The 17280-nt window shown below is 45.8% G+C and carries 17 protein-coding genes; 1 reads left to right on the top strand and 16 read right to left on the bottom strand.

Annotated features, from left to right (window positions below; translation table 11 throughout):
* Positions 1–104 precede the first annotated feature (104 nt).
* The 7 genes from BMY75_RS11520 to BMY75_RS11490 form a co-directional block, all read right to left on the bottom strand.
* The gene (locus BMY75_RS11520; protein WP_074834002.1) at positions 105–587 is read right to left on the bottom strand and encodes a hypothetical protein; all 483 of its coding nucleotides are present in this window, start codon (positions 585–587) and stop codon (positions 105–107) included.
* Between the two features lie 4 nt (positions 588–591).
* Complete coding sequence (locus tag BMY75_RS11515) at positions 592–921, bottom strand: hypothetical protein (protein ID WP_074834000.1); 330 nt, start codon at positions 919–921, stop codon at positions 592–594.
* Between the two features lie 4 nt (positions 922–925).
* The gene (hisS, locus tag BMY75_RS11510) at positions 926–2248 is read right to left on the bottom strand and encodes a histidine--tRNA ligase (RefSeq protein ID WP_074833998.1); all 1323 of its coding nucleotides are present in this window, start codon (positions 2246–2248) and stop codon (positions 926–928) included.
* A 131-nt stretch (positions 2249–2379) separates the two neighbouring features.
* Positions 2380–2904 (bottom strand): GNAT family N-acetyltransferase, encoded by a 525-nt coding sequence (locus tag BMY75_RS11505; protein WP_074833996.1) that lies wholly within the window; start codon positions 2902–2904, stop codon positions 2380–2382.
* 30 nt (positions 2905–2934) lie between these two features.
* Positions 2935–3531: a YdcF family protein gene (locus BMY75_RS11500; protein ID WP_074833994.1), complete on the bottom strand. Its 597-nt coding sequence runs from the start codon at positions 3529–3531 to the stop codon at positions 2935–2937.
* Between the two features lie 78 nt (positions 3532–3609).
* Positions 3610–4020 carry a methylglyoxal synthase gene (gene mgsA / locus BMY75_RS11495; protein ID WP_074833992.1) on the bottom strand — a complete coding sequence of 137 codons (411 nt, stop codon included), beginning with the start codon at positions 4018–4020 and terminating at the stop codon, positions 3610–3612.
* Positions 4021–4055: 35 nt separating this feature from the next.
* Positions 4056–4793, bottom strand: coding sequence for a nucleotide-binding protein (locus BMY75_RS11490; protein ID WP_074833990.1), 738 nt, complete (start codon positions 4791–4793; stop codon positions 4056–4058).
* Positions 4794–5319: 526 nt separating this feature from the next.
* On the opposite strand from BMY75_RS11490, the gene BMY75_RS11485 reads away from it, so the two are divergent.
* Complete coding sequence (locus tag BMY75_RS11485) at positions 5320–5781, top strand: DUF4830 domain-containing protein (RefSeq protein WP_074833987.1); 462 nt, start codon at positions 5320–5322, stop codon at positions 5779–5781.
* A gap of 321 nt (positions 5782–6102) precedes the next feature.
* On the opposite strand, the gene BMY75_RS11480 is transcribed toward BMY75_RS11485, so the two are convergent.
* The 9 genes from BMY75_RS11480 to BMY75_RS11440 all read right to left on the bottom strand — a co-directional run bounded on the left by BMY75_RS11480 (position 6103) and on the right by BMY75_RS11440 (position 16630).
* Positions 6103–8511 carry a glycogen/starch/alpha-glucan phosphorylase gene (locus BMY75_RS11480; protein ID WP_074833985.1) on the bottom strand — a complete coding sequence of 803 codons (2409 nt, stop codon included), beginning with the start codon at positions 8509–8511 and terminating at the stop codon, positions 6103–6105.
* 198 nt (positions 8512–8709) lie between these two features.
* A complete protein-coding gene (locus tag BMY75_RS11475) occupies positions 8710–8997 on the bottom strand; it encodes a hypothetical protein (RefSeq protein WP_074833983.1) in 288 nt (95 codons plus the stop codon).
* A 56-nt stretch (positions 8998–9053) separates the two neighbouring features.
* Entirely contained in the window at positions 9054–9686 is a 633-nt protein-coding gene (locus tag BMY75_RS11470; protein WP_074833981.1) for a hypothetical protein, read from the bottom strand.
* A 187-nt stretch (positions 9687–9873) separates the two neighbouring features.
* Entirely contained in the window at positions 9874–11454 is a 1581-nt protein-coding gene (locus BMY75_RS11465) for an MBL fold metallo-hydrolase RNA specificity domain-containing protein (RefSeq protein WP_074833979.1), read from the bottom strand.
* 117 nt (positions 11455–11571) lie between these two features.
* Positions 11572–11955, bottom strand: a complete 384-nt coding sequence (locus BMY75_RS11460) for a hypothetical protein (protein WP_074833977.1) — start codon at positions 11953–11955, stop codon at positions 11572–11574.
* Positions 11956–12231: 276 nt separating this feature from the next.
* On the bottom strand, positions 12232–13107 hold the full coding sequence (locus BMY75_RS11455; RefSeq protein ID WP_139199808.1) for a carbohydrate ABC transporter permease: 876 nt from the start codon (positions 13105–13107) through the stop codon (positions 12232–12234).
* 2 nt (positions 13108–13109) lie between these two features.
* Positions 13110–14033, bottom strand: coding sequence for a carbohydrate ABC transporter permease (locus BMY75_RS11450; protein WP_074833975.1), 924 nt, complete (start codon positions 14031–14033; stop codon positions 13110–13112).
* A 133-nt stretch (positions 14034–14166) separates the two neighbouring features.
* Positions 14167–15552, bottom strand: a complete 1386-nt coding sequence (locus BMY75_RS11445) for an ABC transporter substrate-binding protein (RefSeq protein WP_074833973.1) — start codon at positions 15550–15552, stop codon at positions 14167–14169.
* Between the two features lie 67 nt (positions 15553–15619).
* On the bottom strand, positions 15620–16630 hold the full coding sequence (locus BMY75_RS11440) for a LacI family DNA-binding transcriptional regulator (RefSeq protein WP_074833971.1): 1011 nt from the start codon (positions 16628–16630) through the stop codon (positions 15620–15622).
* Between the last annotated feature and the right edge of the window lie 650 nt (positions 16631–17280).

The raw sequence follows: 17280 nt of genomic DNA, 5'->3' as shown, positions 1-17280 counted from the left end.
TCCGCTCTGCTGTTGTCAGATCTCAATATTTTCAAAAATAGCCGCAAAGACTCGAAACAGCCCCTGCGGCTAAACATCATATCATCTGCATACCAAACCGTGACTCACCGCTTTTTCGAGGCAAGTCCTTCCAGATATTTTCTCAGATATTTCTTGTAGTTATCGTAAAGCATAACGAATCCGCCTGCCGCACCTATCGCCAGAAATACCAGCGCACCCTGCCACGAACCCGCGGCAAAAGTACCGATAGCGCAGGCTATGCACAGCAGTATCAGAATCACCGCCGAGATATAGGCATACATTGGCTTGCGAAATTTGCCCGTAAGCTCACATACATCGTCCTTTTCGATGATCTTTCCGAAAAAACCCGTCATACCGCCGTCTTTCTTCTTCGCCTTGTGGTAGAATATCTGCACATTGTCACCGCTGACCCTGCCGTAGTATATGCTCTCCATCTTGTGCTTCCTCATGAATCTGCCCATGCTCATCACGTTTATCGATGGCTTGTACTCCACAAGATCGCAGTTAAGGCGTTTTTTCAGCTTCTTTTTAGTCAGCTGTACCGTGATGCTGTAATTCTCAGCCATCTGCTCACTCTTCCTTTGTATCGGGCTTATCGGGATAATCATCAGGGTTGAAGACCTTATCGTTTATCCTTATCTCGCCGCCTGTTTTGGTATTAAAGAGCATTCCATAGATCGTACCGCACTTAGTACACCTGAACTGGTGAAAATACTTGTTCATGGTGAAGTGCATATCATCGTCAACTATCTTGCCTAAAGGGCAGGTCGAGAATGTCATCTCAACATCACCCGCTATCAGCAGTCCTACAAGGGAATTAGCGCAGAAAAGATATTCCTGCGGGCTTATTATATCCCTTACCATGATATTCTCACACTGTTCGCATCTGTTACCTGCCATGGAATTACTCCTTTCCGAGCAGCGCTGCCATCTCGCCGTCGATATCCTTGAACATCTCAGCCATCAGCGCATTCGAGAAATTATCAACAAAGCTGTCGTCCAGCTTTATATCAGCCTGTTCGCCGCTTGCCATATTCTTCAGCTTTGCACAGCCTGTCTCCAGCTCGCTTGAACCTATTACCAGCACGAATTTCGCACCTATCTTGCCCGCATACTTCATCTGAGGCTTTATACCTCTGCCCATGAGGTCGTACTCAACAAAGAATCCTTCGTCCCTCAGCTTCATAGCCAGCTCCATGGACTTATCCACAGCCTCGTCCCCCATGGATGCTATATACAGGTCGCAGGTCTTCTCCTCCATGAAATCACAGTTCTGAGCTTCCATAGTCAGTATCAATCTCTCGATACCCATAGCGAATCCCAGTGCAGGAACAGCCTTGCCGCTCAGTTCCTCGATAAGACCGTCATAACGTCCGCCGCCGCATACAGTTCCCTGTGCGCCGATATCCTTGGATATGAACTCGAAAACAGTCCTTGTGTAGTAATCAAGACCTCTTACTATCCTGGGGTTGACAACGAAATCTATGCCCATCAGACCAAGATACTTTTTCAGCTTCTCAAAGTGGTCGCTACACTCGTCGCAGAGATAGTCGATTATCAGCGGAGCATTCTTGCCTATCTCCTTGCATATGGGCGACTTGCAGTCCAGAAGTCTCATAGGGTTCTTTTCAAGTCTTTCCTTGCAGGTATCGCAGAGCTCATCTCTCCTTGCGCCGAAATAATCTCTCAGCGCCTGCTGATACTTCGCACGGCAGGTGGGACAGCCGATGGAATTGATATTCAGTTCGATATCCCTCAGACCTATCCTGTCCATAAAGCTCTTAGCCATCGAGATAACGTCAGCATCAGCCTTTGCATCAGCCGAGCCTACCATCTCACAGCCGAACTGGTGGAACTCACGTAGTCTGCCTTTCTGTACGTTCTCGTGTCTGAAACAGTTTATGAGATAATATACCTTCTGGGGGAAAGCCTCGTTGAGAAGACCGTTCTCGATAACAGCTCTCATAACGCCTGCTGTACCCTCGGGACGCAGTGTGAATTCGCTGTCGCCCGTAGCGGTTACGGTGTACATCTCTTTCTGAACAACATCGGTAGTCTCGCCAACAGAACGCAGGAAAAGACCTGTCTCCTCAAAAGCGGGAACTCTTATCTCCCTGAAACCGTACTGCTCAGCAGTCTCCGATGCCAGTTTTTCTATGGTGTGCCATTTATAAGCCTGTGCGGGCAGCATATCAGCTGTGCCCTTGGGTCTCTGTATCATTGCCATTTTTACTTACCTCCATTATTTTATGAGCCGTTTACCTGTGAGTTTCAAGATCAGCATCAATGTCGCGGCTGACTTCCCCAGGGCTCTATGAATACATTCTTCATATCCGTGACCTCCGAATTTATATGATATCAGCCTTCACTGATCTTTTTCTGCATCCACACAAGATCATACCATCTGCCGAATTTCTTTCCGACAGTTTCCAGCCGTGCCACCTGATGAAAACCACTGGCAGCATGAAAATCATAGCTGTCATGTGTAAGATATTCGTCCTCGTTTTCGCAGTATGCAGCACCTGCCAGAAGATTGACTATACCCATATCCCGCAGACGCTTTTCCAGCTCTGCATAAAGCATGGTGCCTATGCCCTGTCTGCGGAGTTCCTTTTTCACGTATATCGACGTTGCAACAGTCCACGAATAAGCTTCTCTTGAACTGTATTCCCCCGCATAGACATACCCAACTATCCCGCCATCTTTTTCACATACAAGATATGGATACTTCGCGGTGATCTTCCTTATACGCTCACAAAACTCCCGAACCGTCGGCGCTTCATATTCAAATGAGACCGCGGTGTTCAGAACATAATAAGAATATATCCGCAAAAGCTCAGCGGCATCATCATCTCTAACATCCCGTATCATATAATCGCTCATACTGTGTCTTCTCCCTGATGAGTCATGATATCAAATCTCGGTATCCTCAAAAATACCTACCCTTATATAATAACTTAATTTTCGCCATTCGTCAAGTACTGTCAGCCGACCTTTTTCGGTTTTGTACCAATTTTCTTTTGTCGCCGACCCCTTTTGCACGGGACAGGTTATAAATCTATACTGCGGAAGCATCTTATTAGCCATCAGAAGAGCCCGTCTCATATGATAAGCCGTGGTCACAAGTATGATTTTTCCGCCTTCGGGCAGGATATCTCTCAGCAGGACTTCGGAATACATGAAGTTATCCGCAGTGTTCATCGATTTTCTCTCGGTGATGATGTTCTCCGGCGGCACACCAAGGGCGACAGCCGCCCTCTCCATGCTCTCACACTCGGGCATCTCTCCCAGTGAGGTATCCTGCACCTTGCCCCCGATAAGCAGCATCACAGGGGCTCTGCCTTCGCTGTAAAGCCTCGCCGCCTCGGGTACGCGGTAGTCGCAGGCTTTCCTGCTGCCCAGCACCATTATCGCCCCAGCCGGGCTTCCGTCATAATCCAGCCCGCTGTATAACAGCCTTTGGATGTTCTCGTCAGTCGGGCTCTCATTCAGCAGTTCGGAAAGTTTCATAGCCCCTCCTTTGGTCATACTGTTCCGTATCACACAAAAAATCGGCAAACAGAGCGTTTGCCGATAATGTTATCTATCCTAGTTCTGTGTAGTCGGATTGACAATATCTCTCCAGTCAAGGTCGCCCCTCTCAAGAGAGTGTATAAGTGCTTCTGCTGTAGCGATATTGGTCGCAACAGGTATGTTGTGAACATCGCAGAGTCTAAGCAAATTCATCTCGTTGGGCTCATGAGGCTTCGCTGAGATAGGGTCACGGAAGAACAGCAGAAGGTCTATCTCATTACATGAGATCCTTGCTGCGATCTGCTGATCGCCGCCCTGCGAACCGCCCATGTAGCGCTGTATCGAAAGACCAGTTGCCTCAGCAACTATCTTGCCTGTTGTGCCTGTTGCACAAAGTCTGTGCTTGCTAAGTATACCGCAGTACGCTATGCAGAACTGCACCATAAGTTCCTTCTTGGTATCATGCGCGATGAGTGCTATATTCAAAGAAAATCCCCCCAGTTTTTAGTCGTTGATTAAGGTCACATCTTGATCTGAATCGGAATATGCTCGCCCTTGATCCTTCTCGAGATCGCCGAGAAAGCTACAAAGCCCATGGAGCTGGACGACAGCGGAGCGCCCTTGCCGGTAGCCAGCGGTATCGCGGAATCCTCAGGGATAACGCCCAGCAGCTGTACTCCTACGGTATCGATTATCGCGTCAAGGTCGTCCATATCCTCAAACTCGAATATTCTCTTGCTTGCCTTGTTTATCACAAGTCTCTGCTTCTGATTTCCTCTCTTGTAGAACTCGTCAGACATCATCTGTGCATCTCTTACACAAACAGGGTCGGGAGTTGTTACTATCAGTATCAGGTCGGAATTGGTAACTATATCAAATACCGAGCCGTTGATACCTGCCGAGGTATCTATGATGATGTATTCAAAATACTTTCTCATCTCATGTGTGATCTTCTCTATGTCCTCCGCTTTAAGCTGTACAAAAGGATCGGAAGGTGCGCACAGTACGCTCAGGTTCGATGCCAGCTTGACTGTGGTAGTAGCCTTGTATACGTCACAGGTGCCCTCCAGCACATCGCCCAGATCGTAGGTGATATTACCCTGCATACCGAGCATGATGTCCATGCATCTCAGACCGAAGTCCAGCTCGATTATCAGAGTTCTGTTGCCCTGCTTAGCCAATGCATATCCCAGACAAGCACTGATGGAGGACTTTCCCGTTCCACCCTTACCTGACGTAACTGCAATGATTTTAGACATAGTCTATTACTCCTTTCATAAATGCGCTTTCACGGCGGTATCATTGATCTATCTCCGCCCGCGCGGAATCCTTCACCCTATTGACTTTGATTAAATAAAATAACCATACCCATCTTTTCCGCAATTATCTGTCAGCAAAACAGATAGTTGAGAAAAACATAACCAAAGTCGGTGTTACCTAATATATATTTTACCACATATTTTGTAATTGTCAAAGCAATTCGGGCAAAAAAGCTTAAAATCGTGATTTCATATTAATCCCCCTATAAATTTTTAGCTATCTTGCACAACATTTCACCATCAAAATGCGACAGATTTCCGACCTTATATACTAATCGTGAATTGTTTTCTGATAATTATTTTAACATTTCACGGCAAAATTTGCACTGTTCTACGCGCGAAAGAGTTCAGAAAACCTCTTTCAAAACTGAACTTTCAGTTTACCCCTTCGGCAGAAAAACAGCAAGTCTATTTTATCATCCCACGGCATATTATTTATCAAATGCATTTCAGGGAGGATACATCTATGTTCATACACACCGTAAAAGTTAAACGACCCAAAGTCTGGCTGACAGTTATACTTGGTATAGCCGCCGCTGTGCTGGCTATGCTTTTGTTTTTCGGGCTGAAAGGACGAAACAATATCCGCGAGCTTGACAGCGAAACAAAGCGTCAGCATTTTTTGCACGAAATGGGCTGGGAAGTCCCAGAAAAGTTCGACGAAGTCAAGACCGTGCTTATCCCCGAAGAATGGAGCGATGTCTACAAGAGCTACAACGATCTTCAGAAACAGCAGGGCTTCGACCTCAACGCCTACAAAGGTATGCAGGTACAGGTCTACACCTACAAAGTTCTCAACTATCCCGACCACGAAAAAGAAGACTGCATACTCTGCCACCTGATGGTCAGTGACGGTCAGCTGATAGGCGGCGATGTCAGCTCCACCGCATCCGACGGCTTCATGCAGGGGCTTCGCTTTAATTCATAATTCACAATTCAAAATTTTTGTCAAGGGGCGCGGGTGTGTTTTGCTATCTTAAATCAGCATGACTTATCAGTTCCCTGCGCTGACAATTTGAGTACATAAGAAAGTGCGCTTACCGCTAATTCGCGATAAGCGCACGATTATTTTTTAGAACTTCAAACTCATAAATCCGCAATTTACATAACAGAGCAAGAACTTCTCGCCATTGCCAAAATTATGAATTACCGAAAGAACATCAAACTCATTTCAACGCAATCCAAATGCCAGAACACAAAACCCGCGTTCTCTGCCAACAATTACGAATTATGAATTGTGAATTATGAATTATTTGGTGAGTCCCCAGATGTCCTTTGCGTACTCTTCAACGGAGCGGTCAGCGGAGAAGATGCCTGCGCCTGCGATGTTTGCAAGGCTCATTCTCTGCCACTTCATCTTGTCGGCGTAGCACTCGCTGGCAAACTTCTGTGCCTGCTGATAGCTGTCGAAGTCCTTCAGTGCCATATAGGTATCGGTGTTTTTCAGGGTGTCAGCTATCTCGGGGAACTGTACTCCGTTCACACCGTACTGGATAGTATCGATAGCCTGCTTTACTATCTGGTTCTTGTTGTATATCTCGATAGGTCTGTAACCCGCCTTGCAGGCATTTACCTCGTCAACGTTCATACCAAAGATGATGATGTTGTCGTCGCCTACCTGCTCGTGTATCTCAACATTTGCGCCGTCCATAGTACCCAGAGTAACTGCGCCGTTTATCATCAGCTTCATGTTGCCCGTACCGCTTGCTTCGGTACCTGCAAGGGATATCTGCTCGGAGATATCAGCCGCGGGCATCAGTATCTCTGAAAGGGATACGTTGTAGTCTTCAAGGAAGATAACGTTCAGCTTTTCTCTCAGCTTGTCGTTCTTTTTCAGCTCCTGTGAGATGTTCCATATCAGCTTGATTATCTGCTTAGCCATGTAGTATCCGGGTGCCGCCTTAGCCGCAAAGATGTAGGTCTTGGGCACGAAATCAGCGTTGGGATTAGCCTTGAGATAGTTGTACTGCGCGATTATATTCAGCGCATTCAGCTGTTGACGCTTGTACTCGTGAAGTCTCTTTACCTGTACATCGAATATGGAATCCGTGTTCAGCACAGCGCCGTACTGGTTCTTAACGTACTTCGCGAATCTCTCCTTGTTTTCCTTCTTTATCTCAGCCAGTCTGTTGAGAACTTTTTCATCGTCCTTGAATACAGCCAGCTTGCTGAGTTCGGAAGCATTCTTCAGGAAACCGTCACCGATCTTCTCTTTCAGAAGTTCGGTCAGACCCTCGTTGGACTGGTACAGCCATCTTCTGTAAGCGATACCGTTGGTAACGTTCTTGAACTTTGTAGGAGTATCAAGATACTCGTCCTTGAAAGTCTCTTTCTTGATGATCTCGGAATGTATCTTAGCAACGCCGTTAACGCTGTGAGAAGCGTGTACACACAGTGTAGCCATCTTGACCTTGTTGTTCTCAACTATTGACATATGACCGCACTTTGCCTCGTCGCGGTATCTCTCCCACAGGTCGCGGCAGTATCTCTCGTTTATCTCGATGATGATGGAGAATATTCTGGGGCAAACGCTCTTCAGCAGATTGCAGTCCCACTTCTCCAGTGCCTCGGGCATAACTGTGTGGTTGGTGTATGCGAATGTGTTTGTAACGATGTGCCAAGCTTTATCCCAGCTGTATCCGCAGTCGTCCAGAAGTATTCTCATCAGTTCGGGGATAGCCAATGTGGGGTGAGTATCGTTGATGTGGATAGCCACCTTTTCATGCAGATTATCCAGTGTGCCGTATACGGACATATGCTGATGAACGATATCACCTACGGAAGCTGCACACAGGAAGTACTGCTGTCTGAGTCTCAGGCTCTTGCCCTCTGCATGGTTGTCGTTGGGGTAAAGGACTTTTGTTATAGCCTGTGACATGATGTTCTTGCTAAGTGCCTTTGCGTAGTCACCCTTGTTGAAGAAAGGCATATCAAAGGAAGCCATCTCAGCTTTCCACAGTCTCAGCTTGGATACTGCCGCACTGCCGTAGCCCGATACGTACAGGTCATAAGGCACAGCCATAACGGAAGTATAGTTCTCGTGAGTTACGCAGTGGTACTGATTGTCCCAGTACTCTTTCAGTTCGCCGTCAAAACGTACCTCGATAGCCTTTGTGGGCGAGGGTACCAGCCATACTGAACCGCCGGGCAGCCAGTTATCGGGAAGCTCTGTCTGCCAGCCGTCTTCCAGCTTCTGCTTGAAGATGCCGTACTCGTAGCATATGGAGTATCCAGTTGCGTGGTAGCCGTCAGCAGCCAGCGCATCAAGATAGCAGGCAGCAAGTCTGCCGAGACCGCCGTTGCCCAGACCTGCATCGGGCTCCTGCTCGTATACGCCGTTTATGGAGATACCCAGGTCTTTGAGCATATCTCTTGCCTGGTTGTTCATTTCCAGATTATAAAGAGAAGTTTTCAGCGAACGTCCCATCAGGAACTCCATGGAAAGATAGTACACCTTCTTCTTGCCCGCAGACTGTGTAGCCATTGTGAAGTGTCTTCTCTTGGTCTTCAGTATGCCGACTACTATCTTCGACAGTGCCTCGTATACCTGCTTGTCTGTCGCCTCATCGGGAATGGTCTGAAAATCGTTGTGCAGTATCTCGATGAACTGCTTTTTCAGTTCTTCCTTTGACATGATCTTCTCAGTTTTTTTTGCCATTTTATCATTCCTCCTGATATGATAGGGACACACGGCACCATCCGACTTTACCCCGCCGATGTTCCCAAAATATATTCGTCGAGTTAATTATAACATACTTTTGCAATAATTACAACAACTTAAACGTTTTATTTATTAATCTTTTGTGAATTGTAAGAAAAATATATCCGCTATTGTTTATTCTTTTAATAATGACCGTCAGACAGTTTCCAGCACGAAAACATAGGTCAAGGGCTTGCCACCATCACGTACAGTGACCGTTTTCTCCATAGCGCCTGTCTTTATGTTCTTCACCCAATCCTTCTGAGTTGCGAGGGTAACGCCCACGCCCTCAGCCCAGCTGCGGATAAATCCGTTGCAGGCAGTCTTCGCAAAAGGCAGCGCCTGTGCTTCAAACTTTCCGTCAGCCCCGGCCGCCTTGACGATATCCGCTTCACCGAATTCAACGTTGCTTATCTTCTGTTTTACAGTAAGTCTGAAATCCATGATAGTCCTCCTGTTTTTTCTCTGAATATATTACTCGTTTACCGAGAAAAATGTTCCTAACCAAGTCCTAAAGCCCTTTCAACCAGTTCAAGGGTCTCCGCGGGAGTTCTGCTTTCGTCCCTGCGTATCACCGTAAATCCCGAATTTGCAAACCGCTCATTTCTTTCGGGTGAATTTATCCGCATAAGGCACTGCCTGAAATTTTCAAGCGCCTTTTCGGGGTCTTTCTCAGCCATCAAAAGCTGATAAAGAAACTGCTTTTCCCTGTCGGGACGGTCAAAAAATCTGCTGACAGAAATACAGGGCTCTGCCAGCATGATCAGTACGTGCTGTCTGTCAGTTATCCTGCCCAGAGTTTCAAGGCTTATATTCGTATCCACGAAAACAGGTCTGCCCTTGTCCGCAATACCCTCCAGTATCCGCAGTTCAAGTATCTCACATTCCTTTGATACTCCATCCACCCATCGCTCATATTCGTCGGGTGTACGCACCACGAAATCCCGCCATTCCACAAGGTCGCGGGTATATGTCAGGCACGGAAATTCAGCCTTGTCCAGCTTGGGTAAAAGTGCATCGTGATAATTCTCGCCGCACTCGATACCGCCGTGCTTTTCAGCCAGCATCTTCACCATGGTGGATTTGCCCGCATAAGCCGTGCCTGTTATGAAATATACATTTTCAAATCTCATATCCAACCAACCATACTATTATAATATATATTTATCCCTCGGACTCACCATTCTTACAACTTTTTGACAGGCAATATCATGTAGTTGGCGGTATTCTTCCCCCGCCTGCGGCGGAGAGAAGAATACATCTCAAATAAATATCCGTTATTAAAGTGATGTGCTAAATGGATTGTCATATTATAATATATCAGTCTTCCCACTTTGCGCACAGATTGTTTATGCTGTCCGTAAGCTTTGCAAGGTCTTTGTTTGTGAGACCCTTGCTTGCAGCCACCAGTGCAGAAAGTCTGTCCAGCGATGCGCACAGTCTCTGATAACCCGTGCTGGGTGCAGTCTTTCTGACTACCTTTATGGGTTCAGCCTGAGTGAATACACCCGTGATAAGGTCGCACTCAGCGCCGCTGAAAGGTGTCTGGGCATTATAGCCCTTTTCTTCCAGATGACGCTTGTACTCCTCCATCACAGCGTCCTCGCCGTGGTTTATAAACACGGTCTTCGGTCGCTCCATGGAATCTATCCACTTATCAAGACCATCGATATCAGCATGACCGCTGATGCCCGGAAGTGTCCTTATCTCAGCGGCAACGGTTATCTCTTCACCGAACAGCTTGACAGTCTTAGCGCCCTCAACAAGGCTTCTGCCCAGAGTATTGTTCGCCTGATATCCCACGAAAAGCACCAGACATTCCTTGTGCCACAGGTTGTGCTTCAGGTGATGCTTTATACGACCCGCTTCGCACATACCGCTGGCGGAAATAATTATCTTCGGCGTTTTGTCGAAATTTATCATCCTTGATTCGTCACTTGTGACAGCGATATTCAGGTTGGGGAAAGTTATGGGGTTTATGCCCTTTTCAACATATTCAAGAGCCTCGGTATCAAAACAGTTCTCCTTGTTTTCCATAAAGACCCTTGTAGCTTCTATCGCAAGGGGAGAATCCACATACACAGGGAAATCCGCGTGGTTCTTCACCATTCCCTGCTCCTTTATCTGCCTGATGAAATACAGCAGTTCCTGAGTTCTGCCCACAGCGAATGATGGTATCACAACATTACCCCCGCGGTCGAATGTGCGCTGTATCATCTCGGCAAGGTGCTCCACATAGTTTGTGACTTTCTCATGCCTGCGGTTGCCGTAGGTGGATTCCATAACAGCGTAATCAGCACCGTCGATATACTGTGGGTCACGTATCAAAGGCTGGTCAAGGTTTCCGATATCACCCGAGAATACTATCTTTCTTGTCTCGTCGCCCTCTGTAAGCCACATCTCGATACTTGCAGAACCCAGCAGATGTCCCGCATCGGTGAATCTTACCCTTACGCCCTCACATATATCAATAATTTCCCCGTAAGGGTGCGGTGTCAGCTTCGATATAGCACCCTCAGCATCCGCCAGAGTATACAACGGCTCAACATCGTCCTGACCCTTACGTCTGCCCTTACGGCTGCGCCACTCAGCTTCAAATTCCTGTATATGTGCCGAATCACGGAGCATTATGGCACAAAGATTGCAGGTCGCCTTGGTTGCGTGTATATCCCCCGAGAATCCCCCCGCATACAGCAGCGGAAGAAGTCCCGAATGGTCGATATGCGCATGGGTCAGCAGCACAAAGTCAACAGCCGAGGGCGAACATGGTACCTTTGCATTCTCATACAGGTCAGTTCCCTGCTCCATACCAAAGTCAACCAGGAATCTTTTCTCCCCGACTTCAACATAGGTACAGCTTCCTGTGACCTCGTGGTTAGCACCAATGAATGTTATTTTCATAATACAGCCCTCATTTCAGCGTTGATTTTTGTTTAATGTGCTTATATTATAGCATATTTGTGTGAAAATGTAAAGAGCGGCGAGAGTAAATTCTCTGATATACAGTGTACATAAGACCTATTTTTTCGAGTATATCCGCACGGTAACTTTATTACCATCCGATTCCAGCAGAGAATACAGGTCAGCAGATTCCAGAAAAGCAAGATCGGGGCTGTCGGTACATATGGTAGGGATTATCCCTTGTCCTGTGCTGTTGTTTTCAATAAAGATACTGCACTTTCTGCCGTTAAAGTCCTTTCCCCTGAGGATATACCGCGCCGAAAGAAAGAACCCGCTCTCGTCCTCCCGCTGAGTATCGTAGCTTCTGAATTCGGTTGCGCCTTTGAAATATTCTCCCATAGCCTCAGCAGTGAAAGGCACCATGTACACATTCATCCTGCCGCCCTTGACGGTGTATCCTTCGTATGTTGTAACATTGATAGTCATGATAAGCTCGTCCATGATTACCTCCTATTATAATAGTATACTCAGAATAAGAAAAATTATCGTCAGTCTTTGCCCTCTTATGCATAGATATCCCATATTGCGATCATATTTATATCATACCACACTTCTAACAAAAAATCAATGATTAGTTTATATATTTATAATATTCGACACATACCATGTTAATAATGCTTTATAGCAAATAATCGAAAAACCGCCATACTGCGAAATTGCAGTACGGCGGCTTCCCGAAATTAATATGATAAGCAACTAATAAGCTTACTGTAACAATTAACCCTTAACGGCACCGAGTGCGATACCACGGATAATGAACTTGGAAAGTACGAGATATACGATCGCAACAGGTATGATAGAAATACCAACTGCCATGTAAACCGCACCCATATCAAACTTAGTATAGTCTGCCGATCTGATAAGGTTGATAACCAGAGGCAGAGTTCTCAGCTCTGGCTTATCGAGTATCAGAGCAGGAATAAAGAAGTTGTTCCAGCTGGATACGAAAATGAATATACCCTGAACTGCGAATGCAGGCTTCAGAATAGGTGTTACCAGAGAGTTGAATGTTCTGTACTCACCACAACCGTCTATACGAGCTGCCTCAACTATTTCAAGGGGCAGTGCGCTGTCCATGTATTGCTTCATGAAGAAGAAAGTAGCAGGAGCAGCGATCGAAGGAACGATCAGAGGAATGAAGTTATTGGTGAGATCCCAATCATTCATCATCTGAACAAAACCAAGTGCAGATACCTGTGTAGGTACCATCATTATCATAAGGATAAATGTGAACAGGAACTTCTTGAGCTTGAAATCATATACATGGATCGCATAAGCTGTGAGTGCTGAAAAATATGAAGATAAGAATGCACAGCTTGCGGATATGATAAACGAGTTTCTCAGAGCTGCGAGCATAGCCCAGTCAGGCTTGTTCATTACGGCCTTGAAGTTCTTTATTAAATATGTACCCGGCAGAGGAGAAAATCCCTGCTGGATATCTGCTGATTCACGAGTCATGTTGATAAGAAGAATAAAGAACGGAAACAGCGATATAATTGCAAATATTGTCAATACAACATATGATATTACTCTTCTGATGAGCAATGCCCTAGAGTTACTCATCTGTCCTACTGCATCGATAGGTGCTGCCATTGTTACTTCACTCCCTTCTTACGTCTTCTCTCATCCTTATCGGAATTGATGTAGAATACCAACATAGAGAGAGCTGCTGCAACTATAAACAGTATAACGGATATTGCACCGGCATAGCCGTAGTTTTTACCGATGTTCATCTGATACTGGAGATACATGATCATAGTCATAGATGTTCTGTTTACAGCGTCACCGTTTCTGGTGATGATCTGAGGAACGTCGTACATCTGAAGACCACCGATGAGAGATGTGATAAGCACATAAACAAGGATAGGTCTTATAAGAGGAATAGTGATGTTCCAGAAAGTCTGTGACGGGTTAGCACCGTCGATCTGTGCAGATTCATACAGTGAAGGATCTACACCGTTGATCGCAGCCATCAGCATGATGGTAGTATTACCGTACCACATCATGAAGTTGATGAGCGCGATGATAGTTCTCTGTGACCATACATTCTCAAAGAACTTGTAGGCAACGCCGCCTGTAAAAGGCTTGAGCATGTTGGTCATAGGACCGCTCTGGTCAAACATTGTGAAGAACAGCATACCCATTGCAGCTGCCATGATAACGTTAGGCAGATAGAATATGATCTTGTATGCGCCTGTCTTGAGCTTCATTCTCAGGTCAGTGAACCATGAAGCGAACAGGAGAGAGAAGAATATCTGGGGGATAAAGCCCATGAGCCAGATAATGAAAGTATTCATGAAATACTTTCCAACGTTTACCTCTGCCGAGAACAGTTTCGAATAATTCTGAAGTCCTATCCAGTTTGGTCCAAAAGTAACACCGTTGGATTTATAGAACTCGTATAGAGAATTCTTGAATGTCGACAGCAGGGGGAAAAGGTTAAAAACAATAAACACAGCAAAAAAAGGGATAACAAAAATGTAGCCCCATTTTGCATAGCTGATTGACTTATGTTTCATTAAATGCACCCTCTAAAACTGCTTTTTTTATTTTGCTGAAATATAAATTTAAGCCGAAAAACGGGGGCGGGTTTTACCGTCCCCGTTTCAGCTGTTTAATTTTTTTGGCTATTTAGACCTTAGTTCTCTCTGATTATGCAGGAGTGTTCAGATCAGGATACTTCTCCTTAGCCTTTGTATAGAAGTTAGCAAGAGCTTCATCCTTAGATACAGTGCCGGTGAAGTAATCCTTGAATGCAGCCTGGAATGCCTCGTTCAGACCCTGATCGTAAGGACCGATCTTAGAAGCATCTATCTTGGGTGCTGCATCAACGAACAGAGCGATGTGGTTCTGACCGCCGAGGAATTCAGAGCTGAAGTCAGCAGCGAGCTCTTCCATGCCTGCCTTGTTGTTGGTGTAGTCCTGAGTATCCTTTGTGATCTGGAGCATGATATCCTTGTTGCAGGTCAGGCTCTTCATGATGTCAGCAACAGTTTCCTTGTTGTCGGTGCCTTCAGCTGCACAGATCCATGTACCGCCCCAGTAGTAAGCCTGAGGACCGGGGCAAACGTAGTACAGATCATTGCTCTTAGCATTGCCTGCCAGTGTGAAGTTGATGCCCCATGTGGAGTAGAAGAAGCCGAATACCTTACCGTCAGCAGACTGGTCAGCACTCCACTGGTCAGCCCACAGAGAAGTACCGTTGTTGTAACCCTTATCGGTGTACTCCTTAGTCTGGTCAACCCACTTCATCAGGTTGTCATCTATAACGATGTTCTTGCTGTCGTCAACCCAAGGCTGGCTAACATTGTTAGAGAAGGTTCTGTAAGAATCATCGTAACCGGACAGCATGAAGTAACCCTTGTCCTTCATCTGAGCTGCTACTGCGTTGAACTTATCCCAGTCAGAGATAGCTGCCTGAACCTCGTTAGGATCATCTGTGCCCAGAACTTCCTTAGCTATATCTCTTCTGTAAGCGAACAGACCGGGAGTTGCCTGCCAGGAAACACCCTTCAGAACGCCGTCATTGCTTGTAACGATATCCTTGGTGTACTGATACTGGTCAGCCAGTTCTGCATCAGTGATACCCAGATCGCTGATAGGCATTGCATAAGGTCCGTTAACATACTTCAGAGCGTAGTCAGCCTCTACCAGGAACATATCGATCTTCTCGCTGCTCTTAGCCTGACCCTCGAGATCAGTATCCAGCTTGTTCTGATATGCGTTATCAGCAGAAGGAGTTGTAACCCAAACGATCTCCTTGCCGTCCTTCAGGTACTCGTGCTCGCCAACCTTCTCGTTGCCGTCAGCATCAACACTGAAACCTGACTTATCCTTGTCGTACTCAGGATAGTAGTTTCTCAATCTGCTCTTGAACTCGTCGTTCCAAGTGTAGATTCTGATTGTGTTAGCAGAATTGTCAGAACCCTTCGTCTTTTCCTTGCTGCCGCTGCCATCTTTGCCGCTGCAAGATGCGAACATTGCGCCTGCCATGCAGAGTGCCATAGCACCAGCGAGTAACTTCTTAAGATTTGCCATGATAAATTTCCTCCTTATTTTGCATTATCATATTATTGTTTCGCAGCATTGCGCCGCGATTAATGCCTTAAATTAGTTTTTTTACTGACGAGCCCTCTATCAGGTGTCCGTCAACTGTTATGACCTCCGTAAAGGTGGTCTGTGGATTTTCGATCAGCGATATCAGCTGTTTTGCAGCTTCAGCACCTATCGTAGCCGTATCCTGTAAATAGGTCGTGAGCTTCGGTGTGAGCAGTTGCGAATATGCGATCCCGTCATATCCTACTACCGAGATATCCTCCGGTACTGACAATCCCGAATCCTTGATGGCATTGAACCCGCCCATTGACGAATAATCGTCAGGCATAAAAATACAGGTGGGTCTGTCGCTCATCGCAATAAGCTCCTTAGTCATCTCGTATGTCTTTTCGGGATTGTGGTAGTCCCCCGCAAGCAGCAGCGCCGGATCAACTTCTATCCCTTTGTTCATACAAGCTTTGCAGAAGCCTGCAAGTCTTCTGTCCGCAACGGCTGATTTGTTTCCCTGTATATAAGCTATGCGTCTGTGACCCATATCTGCCACATAATTCACAAGCTCCTCGATACCCTTCTCATTATTTGACATTATCGCTGTGCGGCAGTCAAATATGTGATCGATGGTCACCACAGGTATATCACCGTTTATGACCTCATACACATCCTGAGTAGTGAAATCGGTACAAGCAATCACCACGCCGTCAACATTACGGTACTTGCAATGCTCATAGGTTGACATCTTCTGACGTCCCACATTCTTATTTATGAATGTGATGTCATATCCTGCCGACTCAGCCTCAGTCTTGAAGCTGTTGAGCACTTTTGCAAAGAATTCGTGTGTAAGACCGCTTCCCGCTTCATCCGAGAACATAACACCGAGATTCAGTGTCCTGTTCGTCTTCAGCGCACGCGCCTGGGAGTTCGGGAAGTATCCCATTTCCTTAGCAGCTTTCAGCAGCCTTTCCCTCGTCGCCTCACTGACGTCCTTATGTCCGTTCAGCGCCTTGCTGACCGTAGCGACCGAAACGCCGCAGCGCACGGAAATATCTTTTAATGATACCAATGATGTTTCCGCCTTTCTGTTGGTTAAACGTTTACGCGTTCGACCTTTCTTTATTCTCAAACGTTTCCGCCATAAAGAAATATACTATATTTTCGTTCAAATTTCAAGTGCTTTTTCAAATTTTTCTGCCCGATGTAATAAATTATGTAGCAATAGACAAACGGTAGTCGTCGCTTTTGTGCATAATGCAAATTTGAGTGTTAATTCTGTAACCACTTTGTAACTTCGACACTTCCATATTCTGTAAAAATAGCAACCTGCGCAATAATGAGTGTACAAAATTTACATAAAATGTTATAGACTTTTATAAAATTTCCACCACGTGTACGAATTTATGTACTTATAAAAATGACCATCGGTTTTTTAAAACGTTTTCGGGTGCTTACAGACATTGTATATTAACCTTTGTGCATATTTCCAGTTTATTTACCCACTAACAGTGTGCCTGTACACATCTTTGTTCATACTACATATAGTATTTTGATTTTTTATAGTCAATTTACCGACCACATACAGTATACCGGCACTTCTCCGCCCACTCATCTGCCTTATTTTCCCATTAGTTTTCGATTTACGAAAGTATGAAACTCATCGGCTGTACATGCAGTCGTACAGTTACGCAAACGTTCCCTAAAACCAAACGAATTTTA

It is taken from the genome of Hominimerdicola alba (genome assembly GCF_900109655.1).
GTDB lineage: Bacteria > Bacillota > Clostridia > Oscillospirales > Ruminococcaceae > Hominimerdicola > Hominimerdicola alba_B.
The sequence above is the reverse complement of the archived record's forward strand: the minus strand, read 5'-3'. Positions and strand labels throughout refer to the sequence as shown.